Here is a 17,593-nt window from a genome sequence, read left to right on the forward strand (position 1 = left end):
GAGTCGCGATGTACGTTTACCGGATCATGCTGTTTTTGGTGTTTGGCGGCTACCTGCTCTCGCCGCTTTTGATGAACGGCTGGGGCAACCCGGATATCGCCTGGTATCGGCCGTTTCTGATCTGGGGCGGCTTGATCGCCCTGACGCTGTGGCTGGAGCAGAAAAGGAAGCTGGATGAGCGTTGATGTCACCTCTGTGCTACTGCTCGGCGTGGGCTATCTCGCCCTGCTGTTCGGCTGCGGTATTGCCGTGGAGCGCGGCTGGGTGCCGGTGCGCATTACTCGCCATCCCGCCGTCTACACCTTGGCGCTGGGCGTCTATGCCAGCGCCTGGGCCATCTACGGCAGTATCGAACTCGCCGCCAATGCGGGCTTTGGCTACCTCGCCTACTACTTAGGCCCCGCCGGGGCCTTTCTGCTCGCACCGGTGCTACTGGTGCCGATCCAGCGCATCACGCGCACCTATCAGCTCGCCTCGCTGGCCGATCTGTTCGCGTTTCGTTTTCGCTCGCGCTGGGCGGGCACACTGGTCACACTGGTGAGCCTGCTCGCGGTGCTGCCGCTTTTGGGCATTCAGGTCAAAACCCTCGGCGAGGCCATCAATACCATGACGCACAGCCACATGGGGCCCGAAGTCTCACTGCTGCTGTGCGTGATGATCGCTGCGTTCGCGGTGTTTTTTGGCGCTCGCCACAGCCACCTTCACGCTCGCCACGACACCCTGCTCGCGGCCATTGCGTTTGAATCGATCGTCAAACTCGCCGCCATGCTGACCCTCGGTGCCGTCGCCCTGTGGGGCGTGTTTGAGGGCCCGCAGCACCTGCAGCAGTGGCTCGCAAGCGAAGGGCACGCGCTGCAATCGCAAACACCGAAGCTGGAGCCGGCCCACTGGCGCACCCTGCTGCTGCTCTTTTTCGCCGCGGCGTTTTTGATGCCGCACCTGTTTCATATCACCTTTGCCGAGAGCCTCTCGCGCCACACCCTGCTTCAAGCCAGCTGGACACTGCCGCTGTTTTTACTGCTCATGGCGCTGCCGGTGCCGCTGATCTGGTGGGCGGCGCAAGCGCAAGCTGACGCGCCGATCACACTGCCGGCTTACGCCGCTTACGTCATCCATTCCCACCCTTGGGTCGGCGCGCTAGCATTCGTGGGCGGCTTGGCCGCGGCGAGCGGCACGATGATCATGATTTCATTGGCACTCTCCGGCATGGTGCTCAACCATATCGTGCTGGTGGCAAGCCCGCCCGAAGCCCGCACGGATCTCTATGGCTGGCTACGCTGGCTGCGCCGGGGGCTCATTGTGGCGGTGATTATCAGCGGCTGGCTGTTCTACACCGGGGTGGGGCACCATCAAGCCCTCACGCCTCTCGGGCTTGCCGCCTTTGTCGGCATGGCACAGTGCCTGCCCGGCATGTTGGCGCTCCTTTACTGGCCCGGCGCCAACCGCAACGGCATGATCGCGGGGCTGCTCGCGGGGGTCTTCATCTGGCTCTGGGGCCTATGGCTGCCGCTGTTTGTCACCATTCCGGTGCCCACGCTGCCCTTTACGCCGCTCATCCCTCCCGAGTCACCGCTCTGGTATCAGGTCACCCTGCTCTCGCTGGCGGCCAACATTGTGCTACTCATCACCGTTTCGCTGTTTAGTCGCACCTCCGAAGGGGAAAAATCCGCTTCCGAGGCCTGCTCGGTGGATGCCGTGATCCGCTCCAAGCGCCTGCCGCTGGAAGCCGCCACCGTGGAGGATTTCACCACGCACCTAGCCCAAGCGCTGGGCGACGAAGCGGCTCGCCGTGAGGTGGATCGCGCGCTCAAGGCGCTGCATATCAACCACCAGGAGCGCCGCCCCTATGCGCTGCGCCGGCTGCGCGATCGCATTCAGGCGAACCTGTCGGGCCTGATGGGGCCGTCGGTGGCACGGGATATCGTCGACCGCTACCTGCCCTATCGCCACGACGATGCACCGGTCACCGACGATATTCACTTTGTGGAAAGCCGCTTGGAAGCTTACCGCTCGCGGCTCACCGGGCTGGCCCGCGAGCTCGATGGCCTACGTCGCCACCATCGCCAAACCCTGACCCACCTGCCGGTGGGGCTTTGCGTGTTCGGCGATGACAGCGAGCTGTTGATGTGGAACCAGGCACTGGCCGAGCTCTCCGGCATCAGTGGCGATAGCGTCATCGGCTCGCGCCGCGATAGCCTGCCGGAACCGTGGCCCACGCTGCTGGGTCGCGCGCTTGAGAGCGACAACGCCCCGCTTTATAAACAGCCGGCGCATCTGCATGGGCGCGACTACTTTTTGACCCTGCACAAGGCCGACCTTAGCGGTCACGATAGCCGCGGCGGCAGTGTCGTGCTGATCGAGGATCACAGCGAGATGAAGCGCCTTGAGGACGAGCTGGTCCACGCCGCCCGTCTCGCCTCCATCGGTCAGCTTGCGGCGGGTGTCGCCCATGAGATCGGTAACCCCATTACCGGTATATCGTCGCTTGCGCAAAACCTGCGCTACGATACCGACGACCCGGCACTGCTGGAAACCGCCGACCATATTCAGACGTTGACCCAGCGCGTCACCAAGATCGTTAATTCACTGGTGGGCTTCGCTCATGGGGGTCGCCAAAGCGTGCCGCTGCCCAGCGAGCCGGTCGATCTTGCGACTATCAGCGAAGACGCGCTGCACTTGATCCACCTGGCGCGCTCGGGCGAGGATGTCACGCTGACCCATGATTGCCCTGCGGGGATTGTCGTTCGCGGTGACGCGCAGCGGCTGATCCAAGTGATGGTGAACCTACTTAGCAACGCCCGCGACGCCTCAACCCCCCATGGCCATGTCGTGATCAGCGCGGGGGTGGAGGATGCCACCGCCTGGTGGCAAGTCCGCGATGATGGCCACGGCATCGACCCCTCGGTTCGCGATCGGCTGTTCGAGCCGTTCACCACCACCAAGCCCGCCGGGGAGGGAACGGGGCTTGGGCTCTCGCTGGCGTACCAGATCATCACCGAGCACCAGGGCAGAATTGACGTGGCGTCTCCGCCGCCTGACCACTCCCGCGGCACAGCCATTACGCTATGGCTTCCGCTTTACCAACAGGACGATATAACGCCCCATGGCCAAGATTCTGATTGTTGAAGATGAAGCGATCATTCGCAGCGCGTTAAAGCGCCTGCTGGAACGCCACGACTACCACGTCAGCGAGGCCGGCAGCGTTGAGGCGTGCGCGCCGATTGAGCTCCACGGCTTTGATTTAATTATTAGCGATTTGCGCCTACCGGGTGAGCCCGGCACCGCCTTGATCGAGCGCGCCGCCCCGGTGCCGGTGCTGATCATGACCAGCTATGCCAGCATGCGCTCGGCGGTGGAGTCGCTTAAACAGGGCGCGGTGGATTACGTCGCCAAGCCGTTCGACCATGCCGAGCTTGTGGAAACGGTGGCTCGGATTCTGCACCAGCAGTCGATGCAGAAAAGCGAACCGCCGAATGTGACCGATGAGCGCGGCGGCCGCCAAACCATGATCGGCGACTGCGCCGGCATGCAGCAGGTGTATACCCGCATTCGCAAAACCGCGCCAGCCGACGTCACCGTGCTGATTCAGGGCGAATCCGGCACCGGCAAAGAGTTAGTGGCGCGCGCCATTCACCAGCAGAGCCAACGCGTCAAAGCGCCGCTGATTTGCGTGAACTGCGCGGCGATCCCGGAAACGCTGATCGAATCGGAGCTTTTTGGCCACGAAAAAGGCGCCTTCACCGGGGCCAGCGCCGCGCGCACCGGCTTGGTGGAAGCCGCTGACGGCGGCACGCTGTTCCTGGATGAGATCGGCGAGCTACCGCTGGATGCTCAGGCACGCCTGCTGCGCGTGCTGCAGGAGGGGGAGATTCGCAAGATCGGCTCGGTCGAGACCCGTCATGTCAATGTGCGCTTGATCGCCGCCACCCACCGCGACCTGCGGGCGCTATCCAAGAGTGGGGAGTTTCGCCTTGATCTCTACTACCGCTTAAACGTCATGCAGATTGACCTGCCGCCGCTGCGGGAGCGCGGCGACGATGTCCTTGAAATCGCCGATATCCTGTTGGAGAAAGCCTGCAAGCGCCATCACCGCGAAGGGCTTAGGCTCTCCCGCGCCGCGCGCCAGGACCTGCGTGACTACCCTTGGCCCGGCAACGTGCGCGAACTGGAAAACGCCCTTGAGCGCGGCGTGATCCTCGCCGAGGGGCATTTGATTCACCCCGATGATCTCGGTCTTGCACCGACGGCCACGCGCCCCAAGCCTAGCGCCCCGGCGCCAACGGTCGAGAGCGGCGACGACCCGGCGGAGGGCGATCTCTCCCTGGAGGATTACTTCCAGCATTTCGTGCTGGAGCACCAGGATCATATGAGCGAAACCGAACTGGCCCAAAAGCTCGGCATCAGCCGCAAAAACCTCTGGGAACGGCGTCAGCGCTTGGGTATTCCCCGCAAAAAAACCGCCCGCCGGCCCTCCTAGCCACTCCCTCTGCGACCATGGTCTACTTCACGGGAGTCACTGTTTTTTATCCTTCCTGGGCGCTCCCACTCACTGTTACCTCCGCACACAGCGCCCGCCCCAAACCAGGCCAAAAGCGGGTAACACTTTCCTATGCGCACCTCGCTTTTACCGCCCTTAAAAAATCTAATCATCTGAAAATAAAAGACTTTCAAAATAGTGGCACGTCAAGTGCAGTGTATCTGGGTAAGAAAAACAACCTTGACAAATATGGGCTGTGCGGCGGTCGCTCTTAAACGAGACCTAACAACAACAATACCCGACACCGCACCCACCTCGGCCACAACAAAAACAAAACAGGCCAGGTTTAGAGATAGCAGCGCAAACAAAAACAACGGCAGCATCTCAACTTGCGGCGAGGCAACAACAATAACACAGCGCAAGGTGCCCACTAGGACGCGACGTACGTCACCAAGGCAAAACAACAATAACGCCGAGATAGACGTACAGCCTGGCAACAAAAACAACACGCCAGGTGGAGAGAATCGCGATTGGATTATTGCTTTGAATACGAGGCGGTCGGGCTCAAACCAGTGCTTAGCCACGGTGTTACCACCCTGGCTGTCACACCAGGAGCTTACGCCCACCGACTGCGGTGCGTATTCAGGGCGATGTGCCAACATGAAGAAAAACAGCAGCACGGACGCTGGGTACTATTTTTAAGTACTTTTTAAGTACTTAACCGCTTAATAGGGGAGGCCATCATGGCCTCCCCTTTCTGCGTTTAACCCCGCCTTTAGCACGCTCATACACGCTCTGGCCATGCGCTGCGCTTTGCAAGGCGCAAAGCGTCGGCTACACTCAGCCACTTTACGTAGTTTGCGACGCCTATTCGCCGCATGTTTAAAGGATTTATTCGCTTTCTGAGCAACGACCTCTTACATCATCCGGGAGAGCATTTGAAATCCCCGCTCGAATCAAAAAAACATCCTGAAGGGCTTACGCCGCGCATTATCCCGCGCTCTGAGCACCCGGTTTCCCGTCAGCACATCAGCGACGCCGCGCTCAAGGTGCTTTATCGCCTGGATGGCGCTGGCTTTGACGCTTTCCTCGTGGGTGGCTGCATCCGCGATGCCCTTCTGGGTCAAATGCCCAAAGATTTCGACGTGGCGACCAACGCCACGCCCGAACAGGTGCGCGAGCTTTTCCGCAATTCGCGCCTGATTGGGCGGCGTTTTCGCATTGTTCACGTGCGCTTTGGCCGCGAGGTCATCGAGGTCACCACGTTCCGTGGCAAGCCCCAAGACGCGCACGGCGACCACATCGCGCACCAGTCCGACGATGGGCTACTGCTGCGCGACAACGTCTGGGGCAGCATCGAAGAGGACGCACTGCGCCGCGACTTCACGGTGAACGCCCTCTACTACAGCATCGCTGATTTCAGTATCCACGATTTTGCCGATGGCGCGCACGATATCGAAACCCGCACCCTGCGGCTGATCGGCGACCCCGAGACACGCTACCGCGAAGACCCGGTGCGTATGCTACGTGCGGTGCGTTTTGCCTCCAAACTCGACTTTACGCTGTCGCCTGAAACCGAGGCGCCGATCTACGACCTCGCCCCGCTGCTGCTGCAAATTCCGCCCGCGCGCCTGTTCGATGAAGTCCTCAAACTGTTCATGGCAGGCCACGGCTTGATGACCTTCCGAATGCTCAGCCATTACGGCCTGTTTGGCATGCTCTTCCCCGAGTCGGAAGAAGCCATGGCGGACGCCGCGTGGGCCGAGTTGCTCATCGAATCGGCGCTGATGAACACCGATAAGCGCATCGCCAACGGGCGCCCGGTGACCCCGGCCTTTCTGCTCGCCGCGTTTCTATGGGCGCCGGTGGTGCATCGCCAAGCGCAGCTTGAGCGCGAAGGCATGCCGGCCATCCCAGCGCTTCAGGCCGCCGCTCAGCAGGTGATCTCGCGCCAACTGCAGCACACCTCGATCCCCAAGCGCTTTGGCATGCCCATGCGCGACATCTGGGAGCTGCAGGCGCGGCTACCCCAGCGCCACGGCAAGCGTGCGTTCCAAACCCGCGAGCACCCACGCTTTCGCGCCGCCTATGACTTGCTTCTCCTGCGCGAGCAGGCCGGCGAAATACCGCGCGGGCTGGGCGATTGGTGGACGGCCTTCCAAGAGGGCGACGAGCACGAACAGCGCCGTTTGATTCAAAAAACCGGCGGCGACCCGGCAAGCCAAGGCCCCAAGAAAAAGCCGCGTAAGCGTCGGCGGCGCAAGCCACGCCAAGACGCGGAGTGACCCATGCTGAACACGTCGTTGGCGTATATTGGGCTCGGCAGCAACCTTGAGGACCCCGTGCAGCAGGTGGAGCAGGCCCTTTACGCGCTTGACCGGCTGCCGCTAAGCCGCTGTGTGGGCACCTCCTCGCTCTACCGCAGCCAGCCAGTCGGGCCGCAGGATCAGCCCGATTTCATCAACGCCGTGGCGGCACTGGAAACCCGGTTATCGCCACTTGCCCTCTTGGATCAACTGCAAGCGCTGGAGCAGCGCCACCGCCGCCGGCGAGAGCGCCGCTGGGGTCCGCGCACGCTGGATCTTGATATGTTGCTGTTTAATCACACCGACATTGATCATCCTCGACTGCGCGTGCCGCACCCGCTTATGCACACGCGCGCGTTCGTGCTTGGCCCGCTCAACGAGTTGGCGCCGCACTTGCGTCTCAACGGTGAACGCCTTGAGCAGTGGCTCGCGCCACTTGGCAACACCATCACCCGACTCGACAGCAAGCGCGTATTTGAGTAACAATTGCCGGTTACGTCATATCGGGCGCCGGTTTAACGGCGCTCACCGTGACCTTCCGGCCTAACGCAGAACACGAGATCACACCATGAAAACCGTCACCCTGAGCACGCTGCAGGCGTTCAAACGCGCCGGCGAAACGTTCAGCTGCTTGACCGCCTACGACGCCTCCTTCGCCCACGCCGCCAGCCAAGCCGGTATTGAAGTGCTGCTGGTCGGCGATTCCCTGGGCATGGTGCTGCAAGGCAAGCAAAGCACCCTGTCTGTGACGCTCGACGATATTGTCTATCACACCCGCTGCGCCGCACGCGGCAAAGGGGCGAGCCTTTTAATGGTCGACCTGCCCTTTATGAGTAACGCCAGCACGGAGCAACTGCTGCGCGATTCAGGCGAGCTGATGCGCGCCGGCGCCGAGTTGGTCAAAGTCGAAGGTGAGGCGTGGATGGCCGCGGGCATTCGCGAACTGACCCGCCGCGGCGTGCCGGTATGCGCCCACCTGGGGCTGACACCACAGACGGTGTATCAGCTAGGCGGCTATAAAGTGCAGGGGCGCGATGCCGAGCGCGCCGAGCAGATCATTGATGACGCCAAAGTGCTGGTTGACGCCGGGGCCTCGGTCATTCTGCTTGAGTGCGTTCCCGCGAGCCTGGGCAAAGCCGTGACGGAGGCACTCGACGTGCCGGTTATCGGCATTGGCGCCGGCCCAGATACCGACGGCCAGATTCTGGTCATGCACGATATCCTTGGCGTGACCCACGGCCGCACCCCCCGCTTTGTTAAAAATTTCCTGGCCGAGGCCGATACCATCCAGGGCGCCTTCCAGCGCTACCACCAAGACGTCAAACAGCGGGTATTCCCGGCCCCTGAGCACTGTTTTTAAATCGACAACGCGCTGATGGATTCAGCGGATCGCTGCGTTTCGGAGCTTCTATGCGTACCTTGCGAGACATTTCAGACCTGCGTGACGCGCTTAGCGAATACCGCCAGCGTGGCCAGCGCATCGCCTTGGCCCCCACCATGGGCAACTTGCACGCGGGCCATCTCGCGCTGATCGAAACCGCGCGCCAACACGCCGATGTGGTGGTCTCAAGCCTGTTCGTTAACCCGATGCAGTTTGGCCCCGGGGAGGACCTTGACGCCTACCCGCGCACCTTTGAAGCGGACCAACAGGCGCTCACCGACGCCGGCTGCGATGTGCTGTTTGCCCCCACCACGCAGACACTCTACCCCCGCGGGCTCGATCACCAGACCTGTGTACACGTACCTGACGTCAGCGAAGGCTTGTGTGGCGGTGATCGCCCGGGGCACTTCGATGGCGTCGCCACCGTGGTGACGATGCTGTTCAACCTGGTGCAGCCAGACATCGCCTGCTTTGGCGAAAAGGATTATCAGCAGCTCGCGGTTATTCGCAAAATGGTGGCCGATTTGCACATGCCCATCGAGATTGTGGGCGTGCCGATCGTGCGCCATGAGGATGGCCTCGCGCTGTCGTCACGCAACGGCTATCTAAGCGCTGAAGAGCGCGCCAAGGCGCCGGCGCTCTACCGCACCCTGAAGACTCTGCGCGATGCCCTTGAAAAGGGTGAAAACCCGCACAAAGCACTACAACAGGGCCGTCAAGCGCTGTATGATGCCGGTTTTGAGCCCGACTACCTTGAATTACGCGATCGCACGCTTGGCCCGGTGGATACCGCCACTCGCGATGCCGTACTACTCGCAGCCGCTAAACTCGGGCGCGCGCGGCTAATCGATAACTTGACCTTAACGCTCCCCGCTGCAACCGACACATCCGCTGACGCCGATTCCGCGCCAGCTCAGTAATAAAGGTATACCCCATGCAAACCATTATGCTCAAAGCCAAGCTCCACATGGCGCGCGTCACTCACGCAGTCCTTAACTACGAGGGCTCCTGCGCCATCGACGGTGATCTGCTGGATATGGCCGGCATCCGTGAAAACGAGCAGATTCAAATCTACAACGTGGAAAACGGCGAGCGCTTCACCACCTACGCCATTCGCGGTGAAGAGGGCTCGAAGATGATCTCCATCAACGGTGCCGCCGCCCATCTGGCAGGCCCGGGCCACCGCGTCATCATCTGCAGCTACGCCCACTACGCCGAGGCGGAGCTCGATGATCACCAGCCGGCGCTGGTGTACCTGCAAGAAGGCAATATTGTCAGCCACACCAGCAACGCGATTCCGGTACAGCTTGCCTGATTACCTAGGCTATCTTGCTGATTAACGGGCCGTTCTTACGGCCCGTTTTTATTTGCTGCAAAAAGCGTATTGCCGCATCGCACAACCTTCCCCTATGCTACAGGGAGGCTTTAACGCAAATGCCAAGATAGGCATCCATGAATGCCTGATTCACGCTACCCAGGAGTTCTCTTATGCAAGACGTGGTGATTGTTGCTGCACGCCGTACCGCTGTCGGCGCTTTTGGTGGTTCCCTCGCTGGCATTCCGGCAAGCGATCTCGGCGCGCTGGTGATCAAAGATATTCTTAGCTCAACGGGTGTCGCCCCCGAGCAAATCGATGAAGTGCTGCTCGGTCAAGTGCTGACCGCCGGCGTGGGCCAAAACCCGGCGCGCCAAGCCTCCATCAAGGCGGGGCTTCCCGACGCCGTGCCGGCCATGACGATTAACAAAGTGTGCGGCTCAGGCCTGAAGGCCTTGCACCTGGGCACCCAGGCGATTCGCTGCGGCGATGCCAGCGTTATCATTGCCGGCGGCCAAGAGAACATGTCCGCCTCACCGCACGTGCTGCCCAACTCGCGCACCGGCCAGCGCATGGGCGATTGGAAAGCGATTGACACCATGGTCCACGATGGCCTGTGGGACGCTTTCAACGATTTCCATATGGGCATTACCGCTGAAAATCTTGGCGAGAAGTACGGCATCACGCGCGAGGAGATGGACGAGTTCGCCGCTGCGTCACAGAACAAAGCCGCTCAAGCGATCAAGGAGGGTAAGTTTAAGAGCCAGATCGTGCCGGTGGAGATTCCCCAGCGCAAAGGCGACCCGGTCGTGTTTGATACCGACGAGAATCCGCGTGAGGTCACCGCTGAAAAGCTAGGTGGCATGCGCCCGGCGTTCAAGAAAGACGGTACCGTTACCGCCGGCAACGCCTCCTCGATCAACGACGGCGCCGCCGTGGTCATGCTCTGCTCCGCCGAAAAGGCCAAAGAGCTCGGCCTTGAGCCGCTCGCGCGTATCGCGGCTTACTCCAACGCCGGTGTCGACCCGGCCATCATGGGCATTGGCCCGGCACCGGCGACTCGCCGCTGCCTGGAGAAAGCCGGCTGGAGCCTGGATGACCTCGACCTGGTCGAAGCCAACGAAGCGTTTGCCGCCCAAGCCCTGTCAGTCAATAAAGAGCTGGGTTGGGACACTTCCAAAGTAAACGTCAACGGCGGTGCGATTGCGCTGGGCCACCCGATTGGCGCCTCTGGCTGTCGTGTGCTAGTGACCCTGCTGCACGAAATGATTGCCCGCGATGCCAAAAAAGGCCTCGCCACGCTGTGTATCGGCGGCGGCCAGGGTGTGGCACTCGCCATCGAGCGTAGCTAAGTTCATCCGCGTTTCGCCACGCTAACGGCTAAAAAGAAACCGCCCCGGGATTGTCCCGGGGCGGTTTTTTCATACTTGCGGGGTGTTTAAGAGAGGAGAAAAACCGGGCTTTACAGCTCGGTTGCCGCCTGCTCGGCCTCAAACGCCGCCTTCTCTTCTTCGGTGATCTCCTTCATCGAGAGCTTCACGCGGTTGCGGTTATCGATATCGAGCACCTTCACCACGACCTCGTCGCCTTCGTTGAGGTAATCACGCACGTTGTTAACACGCTCCGGCACGATCTGCGAAATATGCACCAGGCCGTCGGTGCCCGGCATGATGTTCACAAAAGCACCGAAGTCGGCGATGCGCACGACCTTGCCCTTGTAGAGCTTGCCGATTTCCGCTTCCGCCGTGATCGCGAGTACAGTGTCGATAGCCGCTTTGGCAGCGCGTTTATCTTCGGCGTAGATACGCACGGTGCCGTCGTCGTCCAGATCGATAGAAGCGCCGGTGTCTTCGCAGATTTTGCGAATCGTCGCGCCGCCTTTGCCGATGACGTCGCGAATCTTATCCGGGTCGATCTTGATCGTCGCCATGGACGGGGCGTTATCGGAAACCTCGGTACGGCTCTGGCTGATCACCGTGTTCATCTGCTCCAGAATATGCAAGCGCGCTTTGTGCGCCTGGTGCAGTGCCGTTTCCATGATCTCTTCGTTGATACCCTCGATCTTGATATCCATCTGCAGCGCGGTCACGCCCTCTTCGGAGCCGGCCACTTTGAAGTCCATATCACCAAGGTGGTCTTCATCGCCGAGGATATCGGTCAGTACCGCGAAAGCGTCCTCATCTTTCACCAGGCCCATGGCGATACCCGCCACCGGCGCCTTGAGCGGCACGCCGGCATCCATCAGCGCCAGTGAAGAGCCGCATACCGAGGCCATGGAGCTTGAGCCGTTGGACTCGGTAATTTCCGAGACCACGCGGATGGTATAGGGGAAGGCGTCTTCCGACGGCAGCATCGCCTGGACACCGCGACGCGCCAACCGGCCGTGGCCAATTTCACGCCGCTTCGGCCCGCCCATAAAGCCCGCTTCGCCCACGCAGTACGGGGGGAAGTTGTAGTGCAGCATAAAGCGATCTTTGCGCTCGCCTTCCAGCGATTCGATCAGCTGCGAGTCACGCAGGGTACCCAAGGTCGCAATGGCGATGGCCTGGGTTTCGCCGCGGGTGAAGACGGCGGAACCGTGGGTCTTGGGCAGCGTGCCGACTTCAATTGCGAGCGGACGTACCGTCTGATTATCGCGGCCGTCGATACGCGGCTCGCCCTTGACCACGCGCGAGCGTACCACGCGTTTTTCCAAGCTAGCGAACGCCCCTTTCACTTCATCAACGGGGAATTTGCCTTCCGTTACTTCGCCTTCGACGGCGACAAGCTGCGCAAGGGCTTCTTCTTTCGCGGCGGCCAAGGCGTCTTGACGCGCCATTTTGTCGGTAATGCGGTAGGCATCGCCCACTTTGGCTTCAAAGGCGTCGGCAATGGCGGTTTTCAGCGCGATGTTCTCTTGTACCGGCTGCCACTCCCAGCGCGGCTTGCCTGCCTCGGCGACCAGTTCGTTGATGGCGGTGATGGCGGCCTGCATCTCTTGGTGGCCGTAAAGCACGGCACCGAGCATTTCGTCTTCAAGAAGCTCTTTGGCTTCCGACTCGACCATCAGCACGGCTTTCTCGGTGCCGGCCACGACCATGTCGAGCTCAGAGCCGGTCAGCTCTTCAACGGTGGGGTTGAGGAAATAGCCCTGCTCTTCGTTGAAGCCGACCCGCGCTGCACCGATCGGGCCGTTAAACGGCACGCCGGAAATGCCCAGCGCCGCCGAGGTGCCGAGCATCGCGGCAATATCGGGGTCGTGGTTACGGTCGGTGGAGAGAACGGTACAGATGACCTGGACTTCGTTCATAAACCCTTTAGGAAAGAGCGGGCGGATCGGGCGGTCGATTAGCCTTGAAGTCAGCGTCTCTTTCTCGGTGGGGCGCCCTTCACGCTTAAAGAAGCCGCCGGGAATCTTGCCCACGGCATAGGTTTTCTCTTGGTAATGCACCGAAAGCGGGAAAAAGGGCTGGCTAGGGTTCGCCTCCTTTTTCGCCACCACGGTACACAGTACGACGGTCTCGTCCATCGTGACCATCACGGCACCGGTGGCTTGGCGGGCAATACGCCCGGTTTCGAGCGTGACGGTGCTGCGACCGTACTGGAACGTTTTTTTAACCGGATTCACGGCAACTTCCTTTAACATTAATATCAACTTGTCTTTTCGTGGGGTCGTTTTGACTCGCCACTATTCTAGGCGCTGGAGCGTCTTAGGGCCACCGCTTCTCTGTTCACAGACACGTCACAGACGAGCCGCCATAGAAAAACGGGCAGCTCCCAAGGAGCTGCCCGTTTTGACTCTCTTCGCCGGTAAAGATTTAGCGACGCAGACCCAGACGCTGAATCAGCGACTGATAACGCTCAAAATCTTTACGCTTGAGGTAATCCAAAAGCTTACGACGCTGGTTAACCATGCGGATCAAGCCACGGCGAGAGTGGTGATCCTGCTTGTTGGTTTTGAAGTGATCCTGCAGGCCGTTGATGTTGGCGCTCAGCAGAGCCACTTGCACTTCCGGGGAACCGGTGTCGTTTTCACCGCGACCGTACTCATCGACGATCTGGGCTTTCTGTTCAGCAGTTAATGCCATCTGTCTCTCCAGTAAGCAATATGCCTAATAAATGAATGGGTGAGACCACGCATATTTGCAGTCTCAGTCGTGCATGGTGCGCAAACGTTACGTTTACGCGGCGGCCTTAGTTGATCAAGAGAGTTGATCAAGAGACCAACAGCCGCTTGGGTGCCACTTCCTCGGCACCTTTTACCACGCCAAGGCCAATAAACGCCTTGCCGTGATAAAGCCGTATCAGCGTATCGACACCCAACGACGCGACATCGAGGTGAACGGACTGCCCATGGATCAAACGCTGATAGTCGCTTTCCGCCACTTCAAGCGACGGTAAATGCTCGACCAGCACATCCACCGGCATCAGCTCGGCTTCTTTTGCCTCTTGGCCCGTTAGCGCTTCGAGTGCTTCCAGCGTCCACATCGTGTGGGTGCCAAAAGTCTCCACGCCAAACGGCCCGGTCTTGAGTCGCCTTAACGCGCTGATATGCGCACCAGCGCCAAGCGCTTGGCCAATGTCTTCCGCTAATGTGCGAATGTACGTGCCTTTGCTACAGCTGACTTCCAGCTCAAAAGCGTTTCCATCTCGCGACAGCAGGCGCGCATCATACACGCTTATGCGCCGTGCTGCACGCTCAACGTGCTTGCCTTCCCGGGCGAGTTCGTAAAGCTTTTTACCCTGATGTTTCAGTGCCGAGTACATCGGCGGTACCTGCTCAATCTCGCCGCGAAAGCGCGCGATCACCGCCTCGATATCCGCATCGGAAAGCGCCGGCACCTGACGGCGCTCAAGCACTTCGCCTTCGGCATCGCCGGTATCGGTGATCACCCCGAGTTCGACGCGAGTGCGATATACCTTATCCGCCTCCAACAGGTGGGACGAAAACTTGGTGGCTTCGCCTAGGCAGATGGGCAATAAACCGGTGGCCATGGGGTCTAGCGTGCCGGTGTGACCGGCCTTCTGCGCCTGATACAGACGGCGCACCCGCTGCAGGGCGTGATTGCTCGACATCCCTTTCGGCTTGTCCAGCAAGAGCACGCCGTTGACCGGCAGACCTCGGCGGCGACGCGCCATTAGCGCGTCTCCTCGCCATCCACCTCGTCGTCATCGCCTTGGCGGTCGCGGTCGCTCGCCACCGCTTCATCAATCAACGATGACAACTGCTGACCGCGCACCACGCTTTCATCGTAATGAAAGCGCAGCTCGGGCACGTGGCGTAGCTTGACGCGTTTGGCAATTTGGCTGCGCAAGAACCCGGCAGCACGCTTTAGCACCTGCAGGTTCTCTTTGATCCGCTCCGGCGCCTGCTCACCTAGCAGGGTAATGTAGACATCGGCGTAGCCCAGGTCGCGGCTGACGTCCACGCCGCTGACCGTGACCATGCCCAGACGCGGGTCTTTCACTTCGCGCTGGATGAGTACCGCCAGCTCCTTCTGGAGCTGGTCGGCTACCCGGTCGGTACGCTTAAATTCGCGCATGCAAAACTCCCGACAGCCTTAAAGGCTGCGCTCGACCTTCACTTGGTCGAAGACTTCGATTTTGTCGCCGACCTGGACATCGTTGTAGTTCTTCACCCCGATGCCACACTCGACGCCACTGCGCACTTCCTGCACGTCATCTTTGTAACGGCGCAAGGATTCGAGCTCGCCTTCGTAGATCACCACGTTGTCACGCAGCACACGGATGCGCTTGTTACGGTGGACGGTACCTTCGACCACCATACAGCCTGCCACCGCGCCAATCTTGGGCGCCCGGAAGACATCGCGCACTTCGGCCACACCGACAATCTCTTCTTTCCACTCCGGTGCCAGCATGCCACTCATGGCCTGCTTCACCTCGTCGATCAGCTGGTAGATCACGCTGTAGTAGCGCAGATCCAGGCCTTCACGCTCAATGATCTCGCGGGCAGCGGCATCGGCACGGACGTTAAAGCCCACCACGATGGCGTCACTGGCGAGCGCCAAGTTGGCATCGGTGCCGGTAATACCGCCGACGCCGGAGGAGACCACCGCCACTTCCACTTCACCGGTGGAGAGCTCTTCGAGAGCGCCTTTGATCGCTTCCAGCGAGCCTTGCACGTCGGCCTTGAGCACGATGTTGAGCTTGGCCACTTCGTCTTGGCCCATCTGGCTGAACATGTTCTCAAGCTTGGCTTTCTGCTGACGCGCCAGGCGCACTTCGCGGTATTTACCTTGGCGGAAGTTAGCCACTTCGCGGGCTTTCTTCTCGTCCGCCAGCACCATGAAGTCGTCACCGGCATCCGGAGTGCCGTCCAAGCCCTGAATCTCGACCGGCATCGCCGGGCCAACGGCATCCACCTGCTTGCCTAGCTCGTTGGTCAGCGCGCGCACGCGACCGTAGTGCAGGCCCGCCAGGACGATATCGCCCTTTTTCAGCGTGCCGTTTTGTACCAGCACGGTGGCTACCGGGCCACGCCCTTTATCCAAGCGCGACTCGACCACCACGCCTTTGCCCGGCGCTTCCGGTACGGCGGTAAGCTCAAGCACTTCGGAGACCAGCTGAATCGCTTCAAGAAGCTCTTCGATGCCTTCACCGCTTTTCGCCGAGACGTGAACGAACTGCGTATCGCCGCCCCACTCTTCGGAGATAACGCCGTGCTGAGAGAGTTCGTTTTTCACCCGATCTGGATCGGCGCCGTGCTTGTCGATTTTGTTGACCGCCACCACCATCGGCACGCCGGCGGCTTTAGAGTGCTCAACGGCTTCGATGGTTTGCGGCATTACGCCATCGTCGGCCGCCACGACCAGAATCACCACGTCGGTGGCCTGAGCACCACGGGCACGCATGGCAGTAAACGCCGCGTGGCCGGGTGTATCCAGGAAGGTCACACCGCCATGCTCATCTTCCACATGGTAGGCACCGATGTGCTGGGTAATACCGCCGGCTTCACCGGTGGCGACTTTTGCTTCACGGATATAATCCAGTAGCGAGGTCTTACCGTGGTCGACGTGGCCCATCACGGTGACGACCGGTGAGCGGGTAATCTCCTCACCCTCGTAGGAGATACCTTCCAGCACCTCGGTCTCCAGGGCATCATCCTTAACCAGCTTGGGCTTGTGGCCCATCTCTTCCACCACGATCGCGGCCGTATCCTGATCGATGGTCTGGTTGATGGTCACGGCCGCCCCCATGGTGAACATGGCCTTGATGACTTCGTTCGCCTTGATCGACATTTTGTCGGCCAGCTCCGCCACGCTGATCGATTCGGGGATCGATACTTCGCGCACGATTGGCTGCGTCGGCTTCTGGAAGCCGTGCTTACCGTTACCGCTTTGGCTTGCACCGCCACGACGGCCACCGCGACGCTCGGAACGCTTGGCTTTTTTAGCGCCACCACGGCGACGCTCTTCGCGGTCGCTGCGGTCATCGTCATCGTCACGACGCCCTTTTTTCTTCGCTGCCGCCTTTTTGGGCGGTGCTGTACGGCGGTCGCTGCGACCCTCCTTGGGCGGTGCCGGCGGCTCTTCTGCCACCGGTTCGCTGGCCTCTTCCAGCTCCGGCACAGGAATATCAAGCTCGGTCGGCACCTCGGCTTTTTGCTTCGCCGCCGCTTCCTGCTTGGCTTGCTCTTCGGCCTGTTTGCGTTCGGCTTCTTCCGCTTTGCGTTTTGCCTGCGCCGCTTCACGCTCTTCAGCATCGCGGGTTTTGCGCTGCGCTTCCGCCTGGGCCATATCCCCTACCAGCTGGCGAGGACCAGCGTGTTTGGGTTCCGGCGCCTTGGGCTTCTGTTCCTCTTCGGAGCGCTTGACGTAGGTCTTTTTCTTACGCACTTGCACTTCGATGGTTTTGCCACGCTCACCCGTTTTGATCTTGCTGCGGGTTTTACGCGTTAGCGTGATGCGGTTTTTACCGCTATCACCCTCACCGCCGTGGCTCTTTTTCAAGTAGTTGAGCAGGGTGCGCTTATCCTCTTCGGAAACGGCATCGGTTTCCGAACGGTGCGCAAGCCCGGCTTCTTTCATCTGTTCCAGCAGGCGAGGGACATCGCGCCCCACCTTTACTGCAAAATCTTTCACTGTCATATCTGACATCTTGACCCTCCTCAGCCC

15 protein-coding genes are annotated in these 17,593 nt (G+C 60.5%); 9 read left to right on the top strand and 6 right to left on the bottom strand.

Annotated elements, in window-relative coordinates; translation table 11 throughout:
- Positions 1-8 precede the first annotated feature (8 nt).
- Genes BQ9846_RS16755 through BQ9846_RS04860 form a run of 3 tightly spaced genes read left to right on the top strand, consistent with a single transcriptional unit; the run spans position 9 to position 4,477 of the window.
- Positions 9-185: a hypothetical protein gene (locus BQ9846_RS16755; RefSeq protein WP_165697901.1), complete on the top strand. Its 177-nt coding sequence runs from the start codon at positions 9-11 to the stop codon at positions 183-185.
- Positions 175-3,126: an ATP-binding protein gene (locus tag BQ9846_RS04855; protein WP_075879522.1), complete on the top strand. Its 2,952-nt coding sequence runs from the start codon at positions 175-177 to the stop codon at positions 3,124-3,126. The genes BQ9846_RS16755 and BQ9846_RS04855 overlap by 11 nt, the downstream gene beginning before the upstream one ends.
- Positions 3,104-4,477: a sigma-54-dependent transcriptional regulator gene (locus BQ9846_RS04860; RefSeq protein ID WP_075879523.1), complete on the top strand. Its 1,374-nt coding sequence runs from the start codon at positions 3,104-3,106 to the stop codon at positions 4,475-4,477. The genes BQ9846_RS04855 and BQ9846_RS04860 overlap by 23 nt, the downstream gene beginning before the upstream one ends.
- 206 nt (positions 4,478-4,683) lie before the next feature.
- Here BQ9846_RS04860 and BQ9846_RS16455 read toward each other — a convergent pair whose 3' ends face one another.
- Positions 4,684-5,061: a hypothetical protein gene (locus BQ9846_RS16455; protein ID WP_144049378.1), complete on the bottom strand. Its 378-nt coding sequence runs from the start codon at positions 5,059-5,061 to the stop codon at positions 4,684-4,686.
- A gap of 294 nt (positions 5,062-5,355) precedes the next feature.
- Here BQ9846_RS16455 and pcnB point away from each other — a divergent pair, with 294 nt between their 5' ends.
- From pcnB to BQ9846_RS04890, 6 genes are all read left to right on the top strand, one after another.
- A complete protein-coding gene (gene pcnB / locus BQ9846_RS04865; RefSeq protein ID WP_075879524.1) occupies positions 5,356-6,762 on the top strand; it encodes a polynucleotide adenylyltransferase PcnB in 1,407 nt (468 codons plus the stop codon).
- Positions 6,763-6,765: 3 nt separating this feature from the next.
- Positions 6,766-7,266, top strand: coding sequence for a 2-amino-4-hydroxy-6-hydroxymethyldihydropteridine diphosphokinase (gene folK / locus BQ9846_RS04870; protein ID WP_075879525.1), 501 nt, complete (start codon positions 6,766-6,768; stop codon positions 7,264-7,266).
- Between the two features lie 85 nt (positions 7,267-7,351).
- Positions 7,352-8,143, top strand: coding sequence for a 3-methyl-2-oxobutanoate hydroxymethyltransferase (gene panB / locus BQ9846_RS04875; protein WP_075879526.1), 792 nt, complete (start codon positions 7,352-7,354; stop codon positions 8,141-8,143).
- Between the two features lie 50 nt (positions 8,144-8,193).
- Complete coding sequence (panC, locus tag BQ9846_RS04880) at positions 8,194-9,084, top strand: pantoate--beta-alanine ligase (protein ID WP_075879527.1); 891 nt, start codon at positions 8,194-8,196, stop codon at positions 9,082-9,084.
- A 14-nt stretch (positions 9,085-9,098) separates the two neighbouring features.
- Positions 9,099-9,479 carry an aspartate 1-decarboxylase gene (gene panD, locus BQ9846_RS04885; protein WP_075879528.1) on the top strand — a complete coding sequence of 127 codons (381 nt, stop codon included), beginning with the start codon at positions 9,099-9,101 and terminating at the stop codon, positions 9,477-9,479.
- Between the two features lie 173 nt (positions 9,480-9,652).
- Positions 9,653-10,831: an acetyl-CoA C-acetyltransferase gene (locus BQ9846_RS04890; protein WP_075879529.1), complete on the top strand. Its 1,179-nt coding sequence runs from the start codon at positions 9,653-9,655 to the stop codon at positions 10,829-10,831.
- 110 nt (positions 10,832-10,941) lie between these two features.
- Here BQ9846_RS04890 and pnp read toward each other — a convergent pair whose 3' ends face one another.
- The 5 genes from pnp to infB all read right to left on the bottom strand — a co-directional run bounded on the left by pnp (position 10,942) and on the right by infB (position 17,575).
- Positions 10,942-13,104, bottom strand: coding sequence for a polyribonucleotide nucleotidyltransferase (gene pnp / locus BQ9846_RS04895; protein WP_075879530.1), 2,163 nt, complete (start codon positions 13,102-13,104; stop codon positions 10,942-10,944).
- Positions 13,105-13,276: 172 nt separating this feature from the next.
- Positions 13,277-13,546: a 30S ribosomal protein S15 gene (gene rpsO / locus BQ9846_RS04900; protein ID WP_075879531.1), complete on the bottom strand. Its 270-nt coding sequence runs from the start codon at positions 13,544-13,546 to the stop codon at positions 13,277-13,279.
- A gap of 127 nt (positions 13,547-13,673) precedes the next feature.
- Positions 13,674-14,597, bottom strand: a complete 924-nt coding sequence (gene truB / locus BQ9846_RS04905; RefSeq protein WP_075879532.1) for a tRNA pseudouridine(55) synthase TruB — start codon at positions 14,595-14,597, stop codon at positions 13,674-13,676.
- The gene (gene rbfA / locus BQ9846_RS04910) at positions 14,597-15,001 is read right to left on the bottom strand and encodes a 30S ribosome-binding factor RbfA (RefSeq protein WP_075879533.1); all 405 of its coding nucleotides are present in this window, start codon (positions 14,999-15,001) and stop codon (positions 14,597-14,599) included. Before rbfA ends, truB begins: the two co-directional genes overlap by 1 nt.
- A gap of 18 nt (positions 15,002-15,019) precedes the next feature.
- Positions 15,020-17,575: a translation initiation factor IF-2 gene (gene infB / locus BQ9846_RS04915; protein ID WP_075879534.1), complete on the bottom strand. Its 2,556-nt coding sequence runs from the start codon at positions 17,573-17,575 to the stop codon at positions 15,020-15,022.
- Positions 17,576-17,593: the final 18 nt, after the last annotated feature.

The sequence above is a fragment of the Vreelandella massiliensis genome (assembly GCF_900155385.1).
Taxonomy (GTDB): domain Bacteria; phylum Pseudomonadota; class Gammaproteobacteria; order Pseudomonadales; family Halomonadaceae; genus Vreelandella; species Vreelandella massiliensis.

What these genes read in the sequence shown, in the direction of transcription:
- rbfA (WP_075879533.1), bottom strand. Translation starts at nt 15,001, where the DNA reads ATGCGCGAATTTAAGCGTACCGACCGGGTAGCCGACCAGCTCCAGAAG.
- BQ9846_RS04860 (WP_075879523.1), top strand. Translation starts at nt 3,104, where the DNA reads ATGGCCAAGATTCTGATTGTTGAAGATGAAGCGATCATTCGCAGCGCG.
- truB (WP_075879532.1), bottom strand. Translation starts at nt 14,597, where the DNA reads ATGGCGCGTCGCCGCCGAGGTCTGCCGGTCAACGGCGTGCTCTTGCTG.
- pnp (WP_075879530.1), bottom strand. Translation starts at nt 13,104, where the DNA reads ATGTTAAAGGAAGTTGCCGTGAATCCGGTTAAAAAAACGTTCCAGTAC.
- BQ9846_RS04855 (WP_075879522.1), top strand. Translation starts at nt 175, where the DNA reads ATGAGCGTTGATGTCACCTCTGTGCTACTGCTCGGCGTGGGCTATCTC.
- panB (WP_075879526.1), top strand. Translation starts at nt 7,352, where the DNA reads ATGAAAACCGTCACCCTGAGCACGCTGCAGGCGTTCAAACGCGCCGGC.
- BQ9846_RS16755 (WP_165697901.1), top strand. Translation starts at nt 9, where the DNA reads ATGTACGTTTACCGGATCATGCTGTTTTTGGTGTTTGGCGGCTACCTG.
- rpsO (WP_075879531.1), bottom strand. Translation starts at nt 13,546, where the DNA reads ATGGCATTAACTGCTGAACAGAAAGCCCAGATCGTCGATGAGTACGGT.
- pcnB (WP_075879524.1), top strand. Translation starts at nt 5,356, where the DNA reads ATGTTTAAAGGATTTATTCGCTTTCTGAGCAACGACCTCTTACATCAT.
- infB (WP_075879534.1), bottom strand. Translation starts at nt 17,575, where the DNA reads ATGTCAGATATGACAGTGAAAGATTTTGCAGTAAAGGTGGGGCGCGAT.
- panD (WP_075879528.1), top strand. Translation starts at nt 9,099, where the DNA reads ATGCAAACCATTATGCTCAAAGCCAAGCTCCACATGGCGCGCGTCACT.
- panC (WP_075879527.1), top strand. Translation starts at nt 8,194, where the DNA reads ATGCGTACCTTGCGAGACATTTCAGACCTGCGTGACGCGCTTAGCGAA.
- BQ9846_RS04890 (WP_075879529.1), top strand. Translation starts at nt 9,653, where the DNA reads ATGCAAGACGTGGTGATTGTTGCTGCACGCCGTACCGCTGTCGGCGCT.
- folK (WP_075879525.1), top strand. Translation starts at nt 6,766, where the DNA reads ATGCTGAACACGTCGTTGGCGTATATTGGGCTCGGCAGCAACCTTGAG.